Raw genomic sequence first — 16,906 nt, forward strand, 5'->3', positions numbered from 1 at the left:
ACCATGGACCCGTTCGACACGCCCGGCGAGTCGGTCACCGTACGCGCTCCAGCGGGCACGATCATCGGCCGTCGCACCGGCTCGGTTCGGCGCTTCCTCGGCATCCCGTACGCCGAAGCTCCCACCGGTGCACGGCGGTTCGCCGCGCCCGCCCGACGCGGCCGGTTCACGGAGCCGTTCGACGCCTCCCGGCACGGCGCCACCGCGCAGCAGGTGCCCCTGTTCGCCACGACCACAGTGCCGGAGCCCTCGGTGCCGGGCGACGACGTGCTGAACCTCGGCATCGTCGCTCCTGACGCCGACGACGACCGCGGGCCCTGCCCGGTTCTGGTATGGATCCACGGCGGCGCCTTTCTGGCGGGGAGCCCGGCCAGTCCGTGGTACGACGGCCGCGCCTTCGCCCGCGACGGTGTCGTCTGCGTCACCGTCGGCTACCGGCTCGGCGTCGACGGATTCGCCGTACTGGACGACGTCCCCGCGAACCTCGGGTTGCGCGACCTGCTGCTCGCGCTCGACTGGGTGCGGGACAACATCGCCGCTTTCGGCGGCGATCCGGACCGGGTCACCGTCGCCGGTCAGTCGGCCGGGGGCGCGGCCGTCCTCGCGCTGCTCTCGTCGCCCGCGGGCAGCGGCCGCTTCCACCGCGCGGCCAGCCTGTCCGGCGGCACCTTCACAGCAGACGGGGACGCGGCACGCGACTTCCTCGGACGGCTCGGGCGCCGGCTCGGCGTGCCGGTGACGCGAGCCGGATTCGCCGGCCGCGCCGTGGAGCACATCCAGCGGTGCGTCATCGACCTGCGGGACGAGCAGGGCGACGACCTGCCCGCGCTCGGCCTGTTCGTCGGCGACGACATCCTGCCCGCGCCCGTCGTCGACGGACTCACCCTGCACGGGCACGCCGTACCGCTGCTGCTCGGTGCGACGGGCGACGAGTTCGACGGCGACGCCACCACCCGCACGGCAGGCACCCGCACGGCAGGTACGCGGACCGCAGGCACCCGGGTGACGGACACGCTCTTCCGCGCCGCCTGCCCGCGCGTCGCGGCCTCCCGCCGCGCCGCCGCCGCCGGCACCTGGCTGTATTCCTTCGAGTGGCCCTCCCCGGTGCTCGGCGGCGCCACGCACTGCATCGACATCCCGTTCTTCTTCGACGTGCTCGACGCACCCGGTGTCGCCGAGGCGCTCGGGCCGAACCCGCCGGGGGAACTGGCCACAGCGACGCACGGTGATCTGGTCGGGTTCGTACACGGCGAGGAGCCGGCCTGGGCAAGGGCGACCGGGACACACGGCGACACGGCCCGCGAATACGGCCGTCCCGGCGCGGCGCTCGCAGCCGACACCACGGGCGTGTTCGATCCGGTGGTACCGGCGGTGTCCGGGGCGGCGGAGGAGTGCTGATGTCCGGGATGAACCAGAGCGCCGTCCGACGCATCAACACCTCGGTCATCCTGCGCGCACTGGCGGTGTCGGCCGGGCCGATCACGCTGACCGAGCTCGCCGAACAGGTCGGCCTCTCCCGCCGCACCATCGAGGTCGTCCTGGACTCCCTCGTCGAGGCGGGCTGGGTGACCGAGCTGGACCGCGTGCCGACCAGGGGCTGTGCCGGGCGCCCGGCCCGCCGGTACGAACTGCGGGCCGAACACGCGCTGCTGGCGGCCGTGCGCATCACCACCCTCGACGCGTCCGCGGTCATCGCTGATGTACGCGGCCGTGTGGTCGGCCGAGCGCACCGGCCGCTGCGCGCCTACCAGGATCCGCAGTCCACGCTCGACGACGCGGCGTCCTTGGTGCTGGAGGCGCTCGACGACGCGGGCGGGTCGGCGAACCGTCTTCGGGCCGGTGCTGTCGCGAGCGGCGGCGCGATCGACGACGACGGGGTCGTACGGCGCCTGGTGCACACGACACGGTGGGAAGGCGTGAACCTCCCCGGAGAACTCGCGCGACGGGTCCGGGTGCCCTGGTTCGCCGACAACGACACCAATCTCGGTGCCCTCGCGGAGCGTTGGCGGGGTGTGGCCGGCGACCACGACAACGTCGTATGGGCGGTACTGGGGAACCGGACCGGCCTCGGCATCCTCATCCGAGGCGCCGTGCACCGAGGTCTCGACGGTGCCGCAGGCGAGATCGTCGAGGCGGTGTCGATGCGGACCGGCTCGGTGGAGAACCGCCCGGTGGCAGGGCTCACCTCACCGGAACCGGAGCGGCGCAGGGTCGCGCTCGACCGCTTCGACGCGGCTCGGGCCGGCGATGCGACAGCGCTCGCCGAGGTGGACGAATTCGTGGAGAACATCGCGTCGATCCTCACGACCCTGTCGTGGACGGTCGCGCCGTCGCTCATCGTGCTCGGCGGCGGTCTGGAGGACGCGGCCGATGTGCTGCTGCCCCGGGTGCGCAGGGCGATGCACGACGCCCGTACCCCCGCGGTCGAGCTGCGGGCCACGTGTCTGGGCCGCGACGCCGACCTCATCGGCGCCGTCAAGCTGGCACTCGACTCGATGGACACCGAGCTGTTCGGCCCGCTCGCCCCGAGCGCGTGACCGCGCACCACCAGCAGAAGCAGGACAGCAGCAACAGACGGCAGCAACAGGCGGCAGTACAGGACAGGAGCCTCCCCTTGACCGGCACCACTCGCACCGACGTCCTCATCGTGGGCAGCGGCATCATGGGATCAGTCGTGGCCAGACTGCTGCGCGACGCCGATCCGACGCTGGACATCACCATGGTCGAGGCAGGCAGCGCGATCGGCGAGGCCCCCGGCCTGCACCTGCACGACGTCGACGACCCGGCCCTCTGGTCGCGCTACAACGAACGGGTCGGCACCGGCATCCAAGGCATGTACACCGGAGCCGAGATAGCGCGCGATGTCGCGGACAGCCTCGACGCCCTGACACCCGGTATGTTCCACGCGCTGGCCTTCGGCGAGGACGCGGAGGCGATGCCCGCGACAGCACTCGCGTGGAACGCCGGCGGCATGGGGGTGCACTGGACCGCCGCGACGCCGTGGCCCGCCGGGGACGAGGTGTTCGACTTCGGCGACCCGGCCCGCTGGGCGACGGACCTGGACACCGCGCGCCGGTTGCTCGCGGTCACCCCGACCGCGATCGGCCCGACCGACGTCGGCCGGATCGTGCTCGACGCACTGCGCCGGCGCTTCGACGGCATCGGACCGGACGACCGACGGCCGCAGCCGATGCCCATGGCCGTCACCGCGTCGGCATCGGGCCCCATGCCGCGCACAGCTCCAGGGACGATCTTCCCCGCGATGGCGACCGGCGTGGACCCGGCCTTCACCCTGCTGACCGGAACGCTCGCGACGGCCCTCATCGTCTCGGACGGCCGGGTCAGCGGTGCCCGGCTGCGTCGCATCGCCGACGGCGCCGAGTCGCAGCTCCTCGCGGACGCCGTGGTGGTGTGCGCCGACGCGCTGCGCACCCCGCAATTGCTGTTCGCCTCGGGCATCAGGCCCCAGGCACTGGGCCGCTACCTCAACGAGCACGCGTTCATCACCGCCCGGGTGCTGCTCGACCCCGACCGGTTCGGCATCGATCCCGACGACCTGCCCCTGCCGCGGGCGGGCGAGTTCAGCACCGATTCGCTCTGGCTGCCCCAGAACGGAGCGGCGCAGCCGTTCCACGGCCAGATCATGAACCGAACGTACGTGGACGGAGACGGCCGCCCCCTCGCCCATTCCGTGGGCCTGTCGCTGTACGTTCCCGTCGAGTCACGCCCCGAGAACCGGCTGGTGTTCTCGCCGACCGAGACCGACCTGGCCGGGATGCCCCGGATCGGTGTCGAGTTCGGCTACTCCGACGCCGACCGCGCGCTGCTCTGCCGGGCCCTCGACGAGATCCAGTCGATCGCCGAGGAATTCGGCCCCTTCGATCCCGCGACGGAACGGGCGCTGCTCCCGCCCGGCTCGTCGTTGCATCTGACCGGCACTGTCCGGTCCGGCCCGGTCGACGACGGCACCAGCGTGTGCGGTCCGGAGGGCCGGGTGTGGGGCTACGACAACCTGTACCTCGCCGGTAACGGCGTGATCCCCACCGCGATGGCCGCCAATGTCACCCTGACCGGCGCGGTGACGGCCGTGCGGGCCGCCCGGGCCGTCGCCGGACGGACCGCCGCGCTCGCCGCGCTCGCCGCACCTCGAGAGGAAGTCCGATCATGATCGACATCGCAAAGGAATACCGGGTGGCGCTCCCGACATGGATCGATGACGAATTGGCCGCCGTCCCCGCCGTCGTTCCCGACCGCGACGACCGGATGCGCCTCGTGCACCGCCTGGCCGACCGCAACTGGCGTGAGGGCAACGGAGGCCCGTTCGCGGCACTCGTCGCGGAGCGGGACACCGGCCGGATCGTCTCGGTCGGCGTGAACGTCGTACTCGCCTCCGGCGTCTCCAGCGCACACGCCGAGGTCGTCGCCCTCGGACTGGCCCAGACGGCGACCGGCGGCTGGGACCTCGGCGGTGACGGAATGCAGGCGCACGAGCTGGTGGTGAACTGGCGTCCGTGCATCCAGTGCTACGGCGCGGCGATGTGGTCCGGGGTGCGCGGCCTCGTGGTCGCGGGCGACGGCCCGCAACTGGAGGAGATCACCACGTTCGACGAGGGCCCGCTCGGCGCGGACTGGGCCGAGCAGTTTCAGGCACGCGGCATCGAGGTCGTACGGGACGTGCTCCGGGACGAGGCGCTCGCCGTGTTCCGCGGCTACCGGAAGGCCGTCGACGCCGACGGCCTCGTCGTCTACAACGCGCGCGCGGGCGCCGAATGACACCGCCGATCCGACGGGAGACACCCACCATGGCCCCACGTTTCGCCACCGACGTCGTGACCTTCTACCACCCCGGGTTCTGGGGCCTGGAATCCGCCGACGCCTTTCGCGACTGGGCCGTCCAGAACCCCGAGCGCTTCTGGGACCGGACGATGGACGCGTTGGCCGAGGCCGGTGTCACCGGCCTCGAGCTGACCTTCGCGCCTGGCGACATCGACTCGGTCCTGCGCGCTTTCGGCGACGCGCCGTCGTTCCGCCATGAGTTGCAGGCCCGAGGCCTGTCCGTCGTGAGCGCGTTCATCGCCGAGAGCGAATGCCCCGACTGGCGGGACAGCGAAAGCCTGCCCGCGATAGTCGCCGACGCCGAGCGACGTGCGGCCTTCCTCGCCGACGTGGGCGCCGAACTCCTCGTCGCAGGGCTGCCCATGCGTGCGACGTTCGGGACGCGCCCACCCTTCTTCGTCGACGCCGCGTACATGACCCGGATGGCCGACATCGCCCACACCGTCGGTGAGGCCGTCGCGCAGTACGGTGTGAAGCTCGCCTTCCACACCGAGTCCAACAGCACTCTCTGGTACGAGAGGGACATCGACCTGTTCATGGCCCTGACCGATCCGCGCTACGTGTGGCTGTGCCCCGACTCCTGCCACATCGCACTCGGGGGAGGCGACCCCGTCGCCGTCGCGCGTCGCCACTCCCCACGCATCGCACTGGCGCACTGGAAGGACGCGGTCAAGCCGATCGACGTCGAACTCACCATCGACGAAACGGTCTTCGCCCAACAGCAGCCCTACATGACCGAACTGGGTACGGGCATCGTGGACTGGAAGGCATGGGCCGTCGCGATGTCACTCACTCCCGGCGCCGACACCGTGCTCATCGAACTCGACGAGGCGGCTGATCCCGTCGCGGCGCTCCGGACGGGGACGGCCGTGGTGAAGGGGATACGGCAAGACGTCGGGCTTCTCGCCTGAGCCGGGTCGGCCGGCGCGCCCAGCGGTGGCTCCCGGCCCTTCGCCGAACAACCACAGTCTGAAAGGACGTAGGACAGTGAATTCGCACATTGCCGCCTCCCAGCACACGTTCACCGTGCCGACCGTCGACATCTCCCCCTACGTCGGCGACGGCACGGATGAGGAGCGGGGGCATGTGGCACGGCTGATCGATGCCGCGTGTGCCGAGGTGGGGTTCATCCAGGTCCTCGGGCACGGTATTCCGCAGAGTGCGCTCGATGCTCTGAAGGGGGCGATGGACGCGTTCTTCGCGCTGCCGCTGGAGGCGAAGAAGGCGTACCGCGTCGACGGCGGCGCCAACCGCGGGTACAGCCCGCCGAAGAGCGAGTCGCTCAGCCTGAGCCTGGGCCTGGAGTCGGCCTCGCGGATGAACGACTTCTTCGAGGCCTTCAACGTCGGTGTCGAGGCGCGTTCCTTCCCGCCCGAACTCGGCCTTTCCGAGGACGACTTCGGGATCAACGTGTGGCCGGACATCGAGGCGTTCACGTCCCGGGTGGAGGCCTATTTCGGCCACGCCTCGCGGGTGGCACGCACGTTGACGCGGATCTTCGCGGACGCCCTCGGTCTGACGCCGGACTTCTTCGAGGCGCTCACCGGACATTCCATCGACGTGCTCCGCATGAACAACTACGCCCTGCCCGAAGGCACCGTGGACCTGGACGGCGAGCTGATGGGAATGGGCGAGCACACCGACTACGGGATCGTCACCGTGCTGTGGGCCGACCAGGTCCCCGGGCTCCAGGTGCTCGACCGGGACGGCGCCTGGCACGACGTGGCGCCCGCGGACGGCGCTCTGCTCGTCAACCTCGGCGATCTCACGGCCCGGCTGACCAACGACCGGTGGATGTCGACGCTGCACCGCGTCAAACCCCCCGTCGTCGACGGGACGATCCTGCGGCGCCGCTCGGCCGCCTTCTTCCACGACGGGAACCCGGACGCGGTCATCGAGACACTGCCCGCCCTGCTCGACGCGGACCACGGTCTCGCCTATGAACCGGTCACCGTCCGCGAGCACATCAGGGCGAAGCTGAACGGCTCGCGGGAGGGCAAGAAGAACGTGGCCGCGGTCCGCGAGGCCGCCCGCGCGCGGGCGGCCACCCAGTAGAAGTCGTCCTCAGAAGTAGTCCTCCACGGCGAGGGAGGCATGGCCTGAATGTGACGCTCCGTGCGCTGTCAACGTAACGATTCGGCAATGCAGGGGCCTGTGTATCCGCTATGTTCTTCAACGGAACTCGTCGTCCGTTGCCTTGCCTTCCGTCGCGCGATCCATGTCCTGACACGTCTCAGCGTCAGCCCATGCGTCGGAAGTCTGCTTCGGAAGTGTGGGTGTCGCTCCGTCTCCTGTGAAAGCGGGACACCATCTTGAGCAACCCCTCCGATCGCGAGTACGAGAGTGATCTCGTCGTCGTGGAACGATCCGAAGCCGCCGACGGTGTAGCTGTGCTGACGCTTCGTCGCCCCGACGGCGAGCCGCTCCCGCAGTGGCAGCCCGGTGCCCACATCGACCTGCTGCTCGGCGGCGGCCTGGTTCGCAACTACTCGTTGTGCGGTGCACCCGGCGACCGGACAGCGTGGCGCATCGGTGTGCTGCGCGTACCCGACGGCCGTGGCGGCTCGGCCTACGTCCACGACAAGCTGCACGTCGGAACCCAGGTGCGGGTCCGCGGGCCGCGCAACAGGTTCGCCCTCCGCCCGGCCCGGCGCTACCTGTTCATCGCGGGCGGCATCGGCATCACCCCGGTCCTTCCGATGCTGGCGGCTGTCGAGGCCGCCGGGGCGCAGTGGCGGCTGTTGTACGGCGGCCGGAGCCTTTCCTCCATGGCCTTTCTCGACGAACTGGCCGGGTACGGCGACGCCGTGGCCGTACACCCGCAGGACCGGCACGGCCTGCTCGACCTCGACAGTCACCTCGGCGTCCCCGACCCCGACACCCTGGTCTACTGCTGCGGCCCGGAGCCGCTGCTCGCCGCGGTCGAGGAGCGGTGCCGGGAATGGCCGGCCGAGGCCCTCCAGGTGGAGCGGTTCCAGGCGCAGGCGCAGGAGACGGGTTCGGGGAACGCCCTCGAAGTCGTGCTCGACCGCACCGGGATCACCGTCCAGGTGCCGCCGGAGCGCAGCGTGCTGGACGCGGTGCGAGAGGCCGGCGTGGCAGCGCTCTCCTCCTGCGCCGAGGGCATCTGCGGCACCTGCGAGACCGAGGTCCTCGACGGTGAGCCCGACCACCGCGACTCCGTCCTCAGCGCGGAGGAGCGGGAGTCCAACGAGATCATGATGATCTGCGTCTCCCGCTCGCGCGGGCCCCGGCTGGTCCTCGATCTCTGACCGCCGCTCGCGGCCGCCGACTCGCCCGTACCAGGACCCGGATGCCGCCGCCGACGCGTGGAGGCGCATCGAGACCTTCTTCGACACCCACCTCAAGCACGACGACCAGCACGACAACCCGAAGAAAGTGACGTCATGAGCACGACTCAGTCAGAGCAGGAAGCCCAGGCGGAGCAGGAGGCCCAGGCCGGGCACGGCGCCGAGGCGGTGCCCGCGCGGAGCGAGGGCTGGTCCGTCGACGACCGCTGCCTCAACTGCAACATCGCCCGTCAGCTCGCCCCCGGCATGATCGGCTTCAAGGAGGGCGGCGAGTACGGCGGTCTGTCGACCGTCATCCGCCAGCCCGAGACCGAGGCCGACGTCGAGAAGCTGTACATGGCCGCGCACGCCTGCCCGACCCGGTCCGTCCACCCGCCGGCCGACCGGTGGGACGCCGACTCGGACCCGTACCCGAAACCGCTGGACGAGGACGAGGTCGTCTGGCTCTGCGGGCACGCCTCCCCGCAGACCTACGGCGCCACCTCCTACCTCGTGCGCCGCCCCGACGGCACCGCGATGATGATCGACACCCCGCGCTGGCGGCCCGCGCTCGCCCGCCGGTACGAGGAGAAGGTCGGCAGGGTCACGGACGTCCTGGTCACCCACCTCGACCACGTCGCGCACGCCCGCAAGTACGCCGACGCCTTCGGCGCACGCCTGTGGATCCACGAGGGCGACCTGCACTCCCTGCCCTCCGCCGACCACATCATCCGCGGGACCGAGCCGGTCGAGATCGGGCCGGGCGTCATCGCACACCCCTTCCCCGGCCACACCGAGGGCAGCACCCTCTTCATCGCGGACGAGAAGTACTGCTTCACCGGCGACGCGTTCTTCTGGTCGAACGGTCAGCAGACCCTCGAAGTCGCCCACAGCGTCGTCTACGACTCGATCAGGACGCTCGCCGAGTCGGTGGCCCGCGGGGCCGAGGAGCTGACCTTCGAGTGGGTGCTGCCGGGCCACGGCGATCTGCACCACCTCCCCGCCGACGAGATGCGCGAACGCATGAGGGGCCTCGGCCGCCGCGCCGCGACCTACCCCGAGGAGGAGATCGACTACGGGGCGGTCCGCTACTGACGCGCTGAACGCGGACCAATCCTCACCGGGCTCAGGGGCGACAGCGAGATCCGCTCCTGGGCCCGCCCGGCCCGACCACGTCCCCCGAGGCCGGGCCGGGCCGTGACCGGACCCACCACCATCCCGAGAACCACGAGGTCGGCAGAGCATTGACGGACACAGCGACCGCACCGACGACCGGACGTCCGGCCCCCTCCACCAGCCCCTGGGCCGCACTGGCCGCCCTCTCCCTCGGCCTGTTCATGATCGTGGTGGACACCTCGATCGTGTCCGTGGCCGTACCCACCATGGTCCGCAGTCTCGACACCGGGCTCAACGCGGTGGTCTGGGTCAACAGCGTCTACCTGCTGGCGTACGCCGTCCCCATGCTGCTCACCAGCAGGCTCGGCGACCGCTACGGCCCCCGACGGGTCTTCGTGGCGGGTCTCGCGGTCTTCACCGGCGCCGCCCTCGCCGCCGGGCTGTCCGGCAGCGTGGAAATGCTGATCACCGCCCGTGCGTTCCAGGGCCTGGGCGCGGCCCTGCTCACCCCGCAGACCCTCACCCTCATCACCCATCTGTTCCCGGCCGGTGACCGCGGCAGGGCCATGGGCGTCCTGGGCGGGGTGTCCGGCCTCGCCACCGTCACCGGCCCGCTGCTCGGCGGCGTACTGGTGGACGGCCTCGGCTGGGAGTGGATCTTCTTCGTCAACGTCCTGGTCGGCGTCCTCGCCCTGGCCCTGAGCCTGCTGGTCGTGCCGGACCTGCGCCTCGGTCACGCGCGGCGCTTCGACGTGCCGGGCATCCTGCTGTCGGGCGGCGGGCTGTTCCTGATCGTGTTCGGTGTGCAGAACGGGAAGACGTACGACTGGGGTCGGCTGCTCGGCCCCCTCACCGTGTTCGAGGTCATCGCCGCCGGTGTGGCGCTGCTGGTGGCCTTCGTGATCTGGCAGCGCGTCAACCGCGATGAACCGCTGGTCCCGCTGCGCGTCTTCAACAACCGCGACTTCTCCGCCGCCACCCTGACCACGGCCGCCATCGGCTTCGCCATGACCGGCATGTTCCTGCCGCTGGTGATCTACCCGCAGTCCGCGCTGGGTCTGTCGCCCACCGAGGCCGGCCTGCTGACCGCGCCCATGGCCCTCGTCTCCGCCTCCATGGGCCCGTTCATCGGCCGCCTCTCGGACCGCGTGGGCGGCAAGTACCTTGTCATGTCAGGCCTGTTCGGTATGGCGGGCGGCCTCGGCGTCGTCGCGGTCAAGGCAAGGGCGGACCTTCCGGCCTGGCAGCTGATACCGGGGTTGGTGCTGACGGGCCTCGGCATGGGCTTCGTGCTGGTCCCCGTCAACAGCGTGGCCATGGGCTCCGTACCGGCCGAGCTGCGCGGCGCGGCCTCCGGCATCTTCTTCACCGCCCGCCAGCTGGGCGCGGTCCTGGGCAGCGCGGCCATCGGCGTACTGCTGCAGGCCCGTATCGCGGCGAACGTGGCCGCCGAGGCGAACACGGCGGCCGCCCGACTCCCGCCCCCCTACCGGGCGGCCTTTCTGGACGACATGCGCAAGGCGGCCGGGAGCAGCCCGGCCGGTGGGGGCGAAGCGCACGCGCTGTCGGGACTGCCCGCGCACCTGGCCGGCCAGGCCGGGCAACTCGCCGACCAGGCCACACGGAGCGGACTCACCCAGGCCTCGAAGGAGACCCTGATCCCCCTGGTCGCGGTTCTCGTCCTCGCCACACTCGCGGCCGCCGCGATGCGGCGCACCGGGGCGGCGCACGGCGAGGTCAAGGGCGCACCGACCGCCGGCCGCCTGGGCGCGCACCCCGGTCGCTGACTCCGGACAGCGCCCAGCGCCCGAGGGGAGACGCCCTGCTTTCCCCGAGGCGGACAGGTTCGCGAAAGTATTTCGTAACCGAGGTATTTCCTGTCCTTGTCCCGGTCGTGAATTCCGTGTCAGTGTCCCGGCCAGCAGGCAGGCCGTTCGGCAGTGGGGTTTTCGAAAGCCTTTCGTATCGGCCCCGATCTGCCTTGCTCAACGACGGCATGTGGAAAGAAGAGAGGCACAGCATGCGGAGAATCCCGGTCTACGGACATTCCGGAAGCCCCAGAATGCGACGCGTCGTCGCGTCCGCCGTCACGCTCACGGCGGCCATGGGCCTTGCCGCGTGCGGGACTTCGGGGCCGGCCGGATCGTCTGCGAACTCGTCCGCGAAGGGCCTGACGATGTGGGCGCTCAACGACCAGACGATCCTCAAGGAGTCCGTCGACGCCTACAACAAGGACCACCCGGACGAGAAGATCACCCTGCGGCTGTTCGCCAACGACGACTACAAGCAGAAGCTGCGCGTCGCCTTCGGCGCGAACCAGGCCCCGGACATCTTCTTCAGCTGGGGCGGCGGAGCACTGAACGACTACGTCAAGGCCGGCAAGGTCGACGCGCTGACGCAGACCGGGGCGGACACGGACCGGTTCACTCCGAGCGTCATGCAGAGCGCCACCTTCGACGGCAAGGTCTACGGCGTGCCCGCCAACGGCCTCGCCCCGGTCGTCCTCTACTACAACAAGAAGGTGCTGGCCGACGCGGGCGTCGAGCCGCCGAAGACGTACGACGACCTGCTGGCGGCCGTGAAGAAGCTGAAGGCGAAGGACGTGGTGCCCCTCTCCCTCGCGGCGAACTCCAAGTGGCCGACCCTGATGTACCTGGAGTACCTGCTCGACCGCGCCGGCGGCTCCGAGGTGTTCACGAAGATCGCCTCCGGTGACGCCTCGGCGTGGAAGGACCCGTCGGTCACCAAGGCCAACCAGTACCTCCAGGACCTGACGAAGGCCGGCGCCTTCGGCGACAACGCCTCCTCCGTCAGCTACGACCAGGGCGCCTCCACCGCCCTGCTCTACACCGGCAAGGCGGCGATGGAGGTGATGGGCACCTGGGAGTACGCCAACATCGCCAAGGCCGATCCCGACTTCCTGAAGGGCGATCTCGGTTACACCGCGTTCCCGTCGCTGTCCGGTGGAGCCGGCGACCCGAAGAGCATCGTCGGCAACCCCTCCAACTTCCTGTCGTTGAATTCGTCGACCAAGAACAAGTCGGCGGCCCTCACGTACCTGAAGGACTACGTCCTCGACGACTCCCAGGTCGACGCCTACCTCGCCGCCGGCAGCGTGCCACCGGTCAAGGGCCTGGAGTCGAAGCTGGCGGCGGTCGAGTCGTCGTCCGACAAGGCGTGGCTCACCTTCGTCTACAACCTTGTGGAGGACGCGCCGGGCTTCCAGCTCTCCTGGGACCAGGCCCTGCCGTCCGACCAGGCCGACCCGTTGCTGACCAACACGGACAAGTCGTTCCTGCGCCAGATCTCGCCCGCCGAGTTCGGCACGAACATGAGCAAGGCGGCGTCGTGACAGTCACCGCCGCCCCGGCGCGCCGAAGAGGAGGCGCCGGCCTCCTCATGGCCGCCCCGGCACTCCTTCTCTTCGGCCTGTTCGGGCTCGTCCCCCTCGTCGGGGTCATGGCGCTCAGCCTCGCCCGCTGGGACGGCCTCGGTTCCATCGGCTGGGCGGGCCTGGCCAACTGGAGCGGTGTCCTGACCGACGGCGCCACCTGGCAGGCGATGGGGCTCACCGTCAAGGTGATGGCGGTGAGCTGGCTGGTCCAGACGCCGATCGCCCTGGCCCTCGGTGTCTTCCAGGCGCCGAGGGGGAGGGCGAGGGCGCTGTTCGCCGTGCTGTTCTTCCTGCCGTTGCTGCTCTCGGCCGTGGCGATCGGCCTGACCTGGCAGGCGCTGCTCGACCCGTCCTTCGGCATCGGCGCCACGCCCGGGCTGCACTGGCTGGCCAAGCCGCTGCTCGGCTCGCCTGACCTGGCCCTGTACACGGTGATCTTCGTGATCGCCTGGCAGTTCGTGCCGTTCCACGCCCTGCTCTACCAGGCCGGGATACGGCAGATCCCGACGGCCCTGTACGAGGCGGCCGCCCTCGACGGCGCGGGGCCGACGGCCCGCTTCCTGCACATCACCCTGCCGCAGCTGAAGTACACGATGGTCACCTCCAGCACCCTCATGCTCGTCGGCTCGCTCACCTACTTCGACCTGATCTTCGTGCTGTCCGGCGGCACCGGCGGTCCCGGTACCGCCACCCGGGTCCTTCCCCTCGCCATGTACATCACCGGATTCCAGGCCCACGACATGGGCCGGGCCAGCGCCGTCGCCACCCTCCTGGTGGTCTTCGGCCTCGGCCTGTCGCTGCTGACCACCCGCCTGTCCGGCTTCACCCGGATGGACAGCCGGCAGGAGGGCATGTGAGCACCACCGTCACCCGGGCCCGCCACTCCCGTACGGCAACCGGCGGCGAACCGCCGACACCACCCCCGCGTCCCGGTATCGCCCGCCGCCGCACGGCCGTCGGCGCGGTACGCCGTGCCCTCACCGGCGGCGCCACCCTCCTGTGGACCGCGATCGTCGTCGTACCCGTGTACTGGCTGGTGGTGACCAGTCTGCGCAGCCGCGGCGACTTCACCGCCGACAGCCCACTGGCCCTGCCCGGCCACCCGACGCTCGAGAACTACCGGACCGTCCTGGCCGGTGACTTCACGACCTACCTGCTCAACAGCGTGATCGTGACCGTGGCGGCAGTCGCCCTGACCGTCGCCTTCGCCCTCATGGCGGCCTTCGCGATCGTCCGCGGCGCCGGAAGCCGCCTCTCCCGCGTGTCCTTCCGGCTGTACCTGCTGGGCCTGGCGATCCCGCTCCAAGCGGTGATCATCCCGGTCTACCTGCTGATCATCAGGATGCAGCTGTACGACAGCCTGCTCGCCATCGTCCTGCCCTCGGCGGCGTTCGCGCTGCCGATCACCGTGATGATCCTGGTGAGCTTCCTGCGCGACGTCCCCCGCTCGCTGTTCGAGGCGATGATCGTCGACGGCGCCGGCGACTGGCGCATGCTCTTCTCGCTCGCGGCACCGCTGGCCCGACCGGCGCTGATGACGGTCGCCGTCTACGACGGACTGCAGGTCTGGAACGGTTTCCTCTTCCCGCTCATCCTCACCCAGAGCGGCGACAAGGCCGTGCTGCCACTGGCGCTGACCCTCTACCGGGGCCAGTTCGGCATCGACGTACCGGCCACGATGGCCGCAGTCGTTCTCTCCACTCTGCCGATGCTCGCGCTGTTCATCCTCGCCCGGCGCCAGCTCGTCGCCGGTCTCACCGCCGGTTTCTCCAAGTAACCCACTTCAGCAAGCAGTTCGCTCCGAGCCGTGGCCGGGCAGTGCGCCCGGCCCCGTCGGCGTGCCCACGCACACCCCGCGCGCCGCCTCGCGAGCACATGCGCAATCCCCGAGGAGTCGTGAATGACGACCACCGTCCCGGACCATGGCGGCACCCCCCAGCAGGAGGACGACCGACCCTGGACCGACCCCACCCTGCCGACCCCCGACCGGGTCGAGGCCCTCCTCGCCGGCCTCACCCTCGCGGAGAAGGTCGCCCAGCTCAGCAGTGCCTGGGAGGACGTCGAACCGGCCGGCCCGGAAGTGGCGCCGGGCACCAGCATCTTCGACCGGGTCGGCGACCTCACCGAGACCGCCCGGCACGGCCTCGGCCAGCTCACCCGCCCGTACGGCACCCTGCCCCGGCCCGCTCTGGAGCACTCCCGGGCCCTGGCCGAGCGCCAGCGGCAGATCGTCGGGCAGAGCAGGCTCGGCATCCCGGCCATGGCGCACGACGAGTGCCTGACCGGCTTCACCGCCTACGGCGCGACGATCTACCCCACCTCGCTCGGCATGGCGGCCACCTTCGACCCGGAACTGATCCGGCGGGTCGGCGCGGCCATCGGCGCCGACATGGCCGAGGCCGGCGTCCACCAGGGACTCGCCCCGGTCGTCGACGTGATCCGCGACTACCGCTGGGGCCGCTGCGAGGAGACCTACGGCGAAGACCCGTACCTGGTCGGGGAGATGGGGGAGGCGTATGTCACCGGGCTGCAGAGCGCCGGCGTGTACGCCACCCTCAAGCACTTCGCCGGGTACTCCGCCTCCATGGGCGGCCGCAACCACGCCCCCGTGCATGCCGGCCGCCGTGAACTCTTCGACGTCCTCCTGCCGCCCTTCGAACGGCTCGTCGCCGCGGGCGTGCGCTCGGTCATGAACTCGTACGCCGAGATCGACGGCGAGGCCCCCGCCGCCAGCCGATGGCTGCTGACCGAAGTCCTGCGCGAGCAGTGGGGTTTCGAGGGCACCGTCGTCTCCGACTACTGGTCCCTGCCCTTCCTGGTGAGCGCCCACCGGGTCGCCGCCGACCTGCCCGACGCGGGGGCACTCGCCCTGGGCGCGGGGATGGACGTCGAACTGCCCGACCAGCGCGGATTCGGTGACGCCCTCGTCCACGTCGTACAACAGGGTCTCGTGGACGAGGAGTTGGTGGATCGTGCGGTACGCCGGGTGCTGCGGCAGAAGATCGAGCTCGGGCTCCTGGACCCTGACTGGGACCCGCGGCCCCCCGCCCTGCGCGCGGGCGAACTCGACCTGGACAAGGCGGAGAGCCGCGGGCTGGCCCACGCCGTGGCGCAGTCGAGCGCCGTCCTGTTGTCGAACGACGGCACCCTGCCGCTCCCGACCACCGGCCGGATCGCGCTGATCGGCCCCTGCGCCGACGACGTACGCACCATGTTCGGCTGCTACAGCTTCCCCAACCACGTCCTGGCCGACCGTGACGACCTGGGCAACGGCGTCGAGGCGATCTCCCTGCGATCCGCGCTCGCAGAGGAACTCCCGTCCGTGCAGTGGGAGTTCGCGCCGGGTTGCCCGATCCGGGACGAGGACCGTTCCGGGATCCCGGCCGCGGTGGCGGTCTCGGCCGCCGCCGACCTCACGGTCCTGGTCGTCGGCGACAAGGCGGGCATGTTCGGCATCGGCACCTCGGGCGAGGGCTGCGACGTGGAGGACCTGCGGCTGCCGGGCGTCCAGGAGGAGCTGATCGAGGCGGTGTCGGCGACGGGGAAGCCCGTCGTGCTGGTCGTCAACAGCGGCCGACCCTACGCCGTGGGCCGGTTCGCGTCCGCCGCCGCGGCCATGGTGCAGGTGTTCCTGCCGGGGGAGGAGGGCGGCCGGGCGGTGGCCCGACTCCTGTCCGGGCGAGCCAACTTCAGCGGCAAGCTGCCCGTGCAGATCCCCACCTCGCCGGGCGGGCAGCCGTACACCTACCTCCACCCGCCGCTCGGCGACCGACAGAGCTTTCTGTCCAACCTCGACCCCACGCCCGCGTTCCCGTTCGGGCACGGGCTGTCGTACACCGACTTCGAGATCGACCTGCTCGCCGTCGACCGTGAAACGGTGGCCACGGACGGGGAGTTCACGGTCAGTGCGCGGGTGCGGAACACGGGGAGCATCCCGGGCGCCGAGACCGTCCAGCTGTACGCGGTCGACCCGGTCGCGCAGGTGACCCGGCCGGTGCGCTTCCTGCTCGGCTTCGCCAAGGTGGCTCTCGCCCCCGGCGAGCGGGCGACGGTCCGCTTCCACGTCCACACCGACCGCCTGGCCTTCACCGGTCTGGACGGTCGCCGTATCGTCGAGCCCGGCGAGATCCTGCTCCACGCGGGCTCCTCCAGCCTGGACACGCCGGTACGGGACGCCGTCCGGCTCGTCGGCGAGGAGCGGGACGCGACGGTCATACGGCACCACGGCGTGCCCGTGACCGTCGAACGGGAGTGAGTCGGGGGAGACGAG

Annotated in this window: 13 protein-coding genes; all 13 read left to right on the plus strand. The window is 70.9% G+C overall.

Annotation, left to right across the window (positions count from 1 at the left end; translation table 11 throughout):
• Positions 1-3: 3 nt before the first annotated feature.
• The 13 genes from ABZ725_RS08385 (at position 4) to ABZ725_RS08445 (ending at position 16,891) form a co-directional block, all read left to right on the plus strand.
• Positions 4-1,398 carry a carboxylesterase family protein gene (locus ABZ725_RS08385; protein ID WP_358801945.1) on the plus strand — a complete coding sequence of 465 codons (1,395 nt, stop codon included), beginning with the start codon at positions 4-6 and terminating at the stop codon, positions 1,396-1,398.
• An 8-nt stretch (positions 1,399-1,406) separates the two neighbouring features.
• On the plus strand, positions 1,407-2,537 hold the full coding sequence (locus ABZ725_RS08390; protein WP_358802077.1) for an ROK family protein: 1,131 nt from the start codon (positions 1,407-1,409) through the stop codon (positions 2,535-2,537).
• A gap of 77 nt (positions 2,538-2,614) precedes the next feature.
• Positions 2,615-4,168 (plus strand): GMC oxidoreductase, encoded by a 1,554-nt coding sequence (locus ABZ725_RS08395; protein WP_358801946.1) that lies wholly within the window; start codon positions 2,615-2,617, stop codon positions 4,166-4,168.
• A complete protein-coding gene (locus ABZ725_RS08400) occupies positions 4,165-4,773 on the plus strand; it encodes a nucleoside deaminase (protein WP_358801947.1) in 609 nt (202 codons plus the stop codon). The genes ABZ725_RS08395 and ABZ725_RS08400 overlap by 4 nt, the downstream gene beginning before the upstream one ends.
• A 29-nt stretch (positions 4,774-4,802) precedes the next feature.
• Positions 4,803-5,747, plus strand: a complete 945-nt coding sequence (locus tag ABZ725_RS08405) for a sugar phosphate isomerase/epimerase (protein WP_358801948.1) — start codon at positions 4,803-4,805, stop codon at positions 5,745-5,747.
• A gap of 76 nt (positions 5,748-5,823) precedes the next feature.
• Entirely contained in the window at positions 5,824-6,891 is a 1,068-nt protein-coding gene (locus tag ABZ725_RS08410; protein ID WP_358801949.1) for a 2-oxoglutarate and iron-dependent oxygenase domain-containing protein, read from the plus strand.
• Positions 6,892-7,148: 257 nt separating this feature from the next.
• On the plus strand, positions 7,149-8,108 hold the full coding sequence (locus tag ABZ725_RS08415; RefSeq protein WP_358801950.1) for a PDR/VanB family oxidoreductase: 960 nt from the start codon (positions 7,149-7,151) through the stop codon (positions 8,106-8,108).
• Positions 8,109-8,243: 135 nt separating this feature from the next.
• Complete coding sequence (locus tag ABZ725_RS08420; protein ID WP_358801951.1) at positions 8,244-9,221, plus strand: MBL fold metallo-hydrolase; 978 nt, start codon at positions 8,244-8,246, stop codon at positions 9,219-9,221.
• Positions 9,222-9,370: 149 nt separating this feature from the next.
• Positions 9,371-11,029 (plus strand): DHA2 family efflux MFS transporter permease subunit, encoded by a 1,659-nt coding sequence (locus tag ABZ725_RS08425; RefSeq protein ID WP_358801952.1) that lies wholly within the window; start codon positions 9,371-9,373, stop codon positions 11,027-11,029.
• A gap of 275 nt (positions 11,030-11,304) precedes the next feature.
• Positions 11,305-12,594, plus strand: a complete 1,290-nt coding sequence (locus ABZ725_RS08430) for an extracellular solute-binding protein (protein ID WP_358801953.1) — start codon at positions 11,305-11,307, stop codon at positions 12,592-12,594.
• Between the two features lie 47 nt (positions 12,595-12,641).
• Positions 12,642-13,493 (plus strand): sugar ABC transporter permease, encoded by an 852-nt coding sequence (locus ABZ725_RS08435; RefSeq protein ID WP_358801954.1) that lies wholly within the window; start codon positions 12,642-12,644, stop codon positions 13,491-13,493.
• Positions 13,490-14,413 carry a carbohydrate ABC transporter permease gene (locus ABZ725_RS08440; RefSeq protein ID WP_358801955.1) on the plus strand — a complete coding sequence of 308 codons (924 nt, stop codon included), beginning with the start codon at positions 13,490-13,492 and terminating at the stop codon, positions 14,411-14,413. The genes ABZ725_RS08435 and ABZ725_RS08440 overlap by 4 nt, the downstream gene beginning before the upstream one ends.
• Before the next feature lie 123 nt (positions 14,414-14,536).
• Positions 14,537-16,891 carry a glycoside hydrolase family 3 N-terminal domain-containing protein gene (locus ABZ725_RS08445; protein WP_358801956.1) on the plus strand — a complete coding sequence of 785 codons (2,355 nt, stop codon included), beginning with the start codon at positions 14,537-14,539 and terminating at the stop codon, positions 16,889-16,891.
• The last annotated feature ends 15 nt before the right edge of the window (positions 16,892-16,906 follow it).

It is taken from the genome of Streptomyces sp. NPDC006872 (assembly GCF_040635845.1).
Taxonomy (GTDB): domain Bacteria; phylum Actinomycetota; class Actinomycetes; order Streptomycetales; family Streptomycetaceae; genus Streptomyces.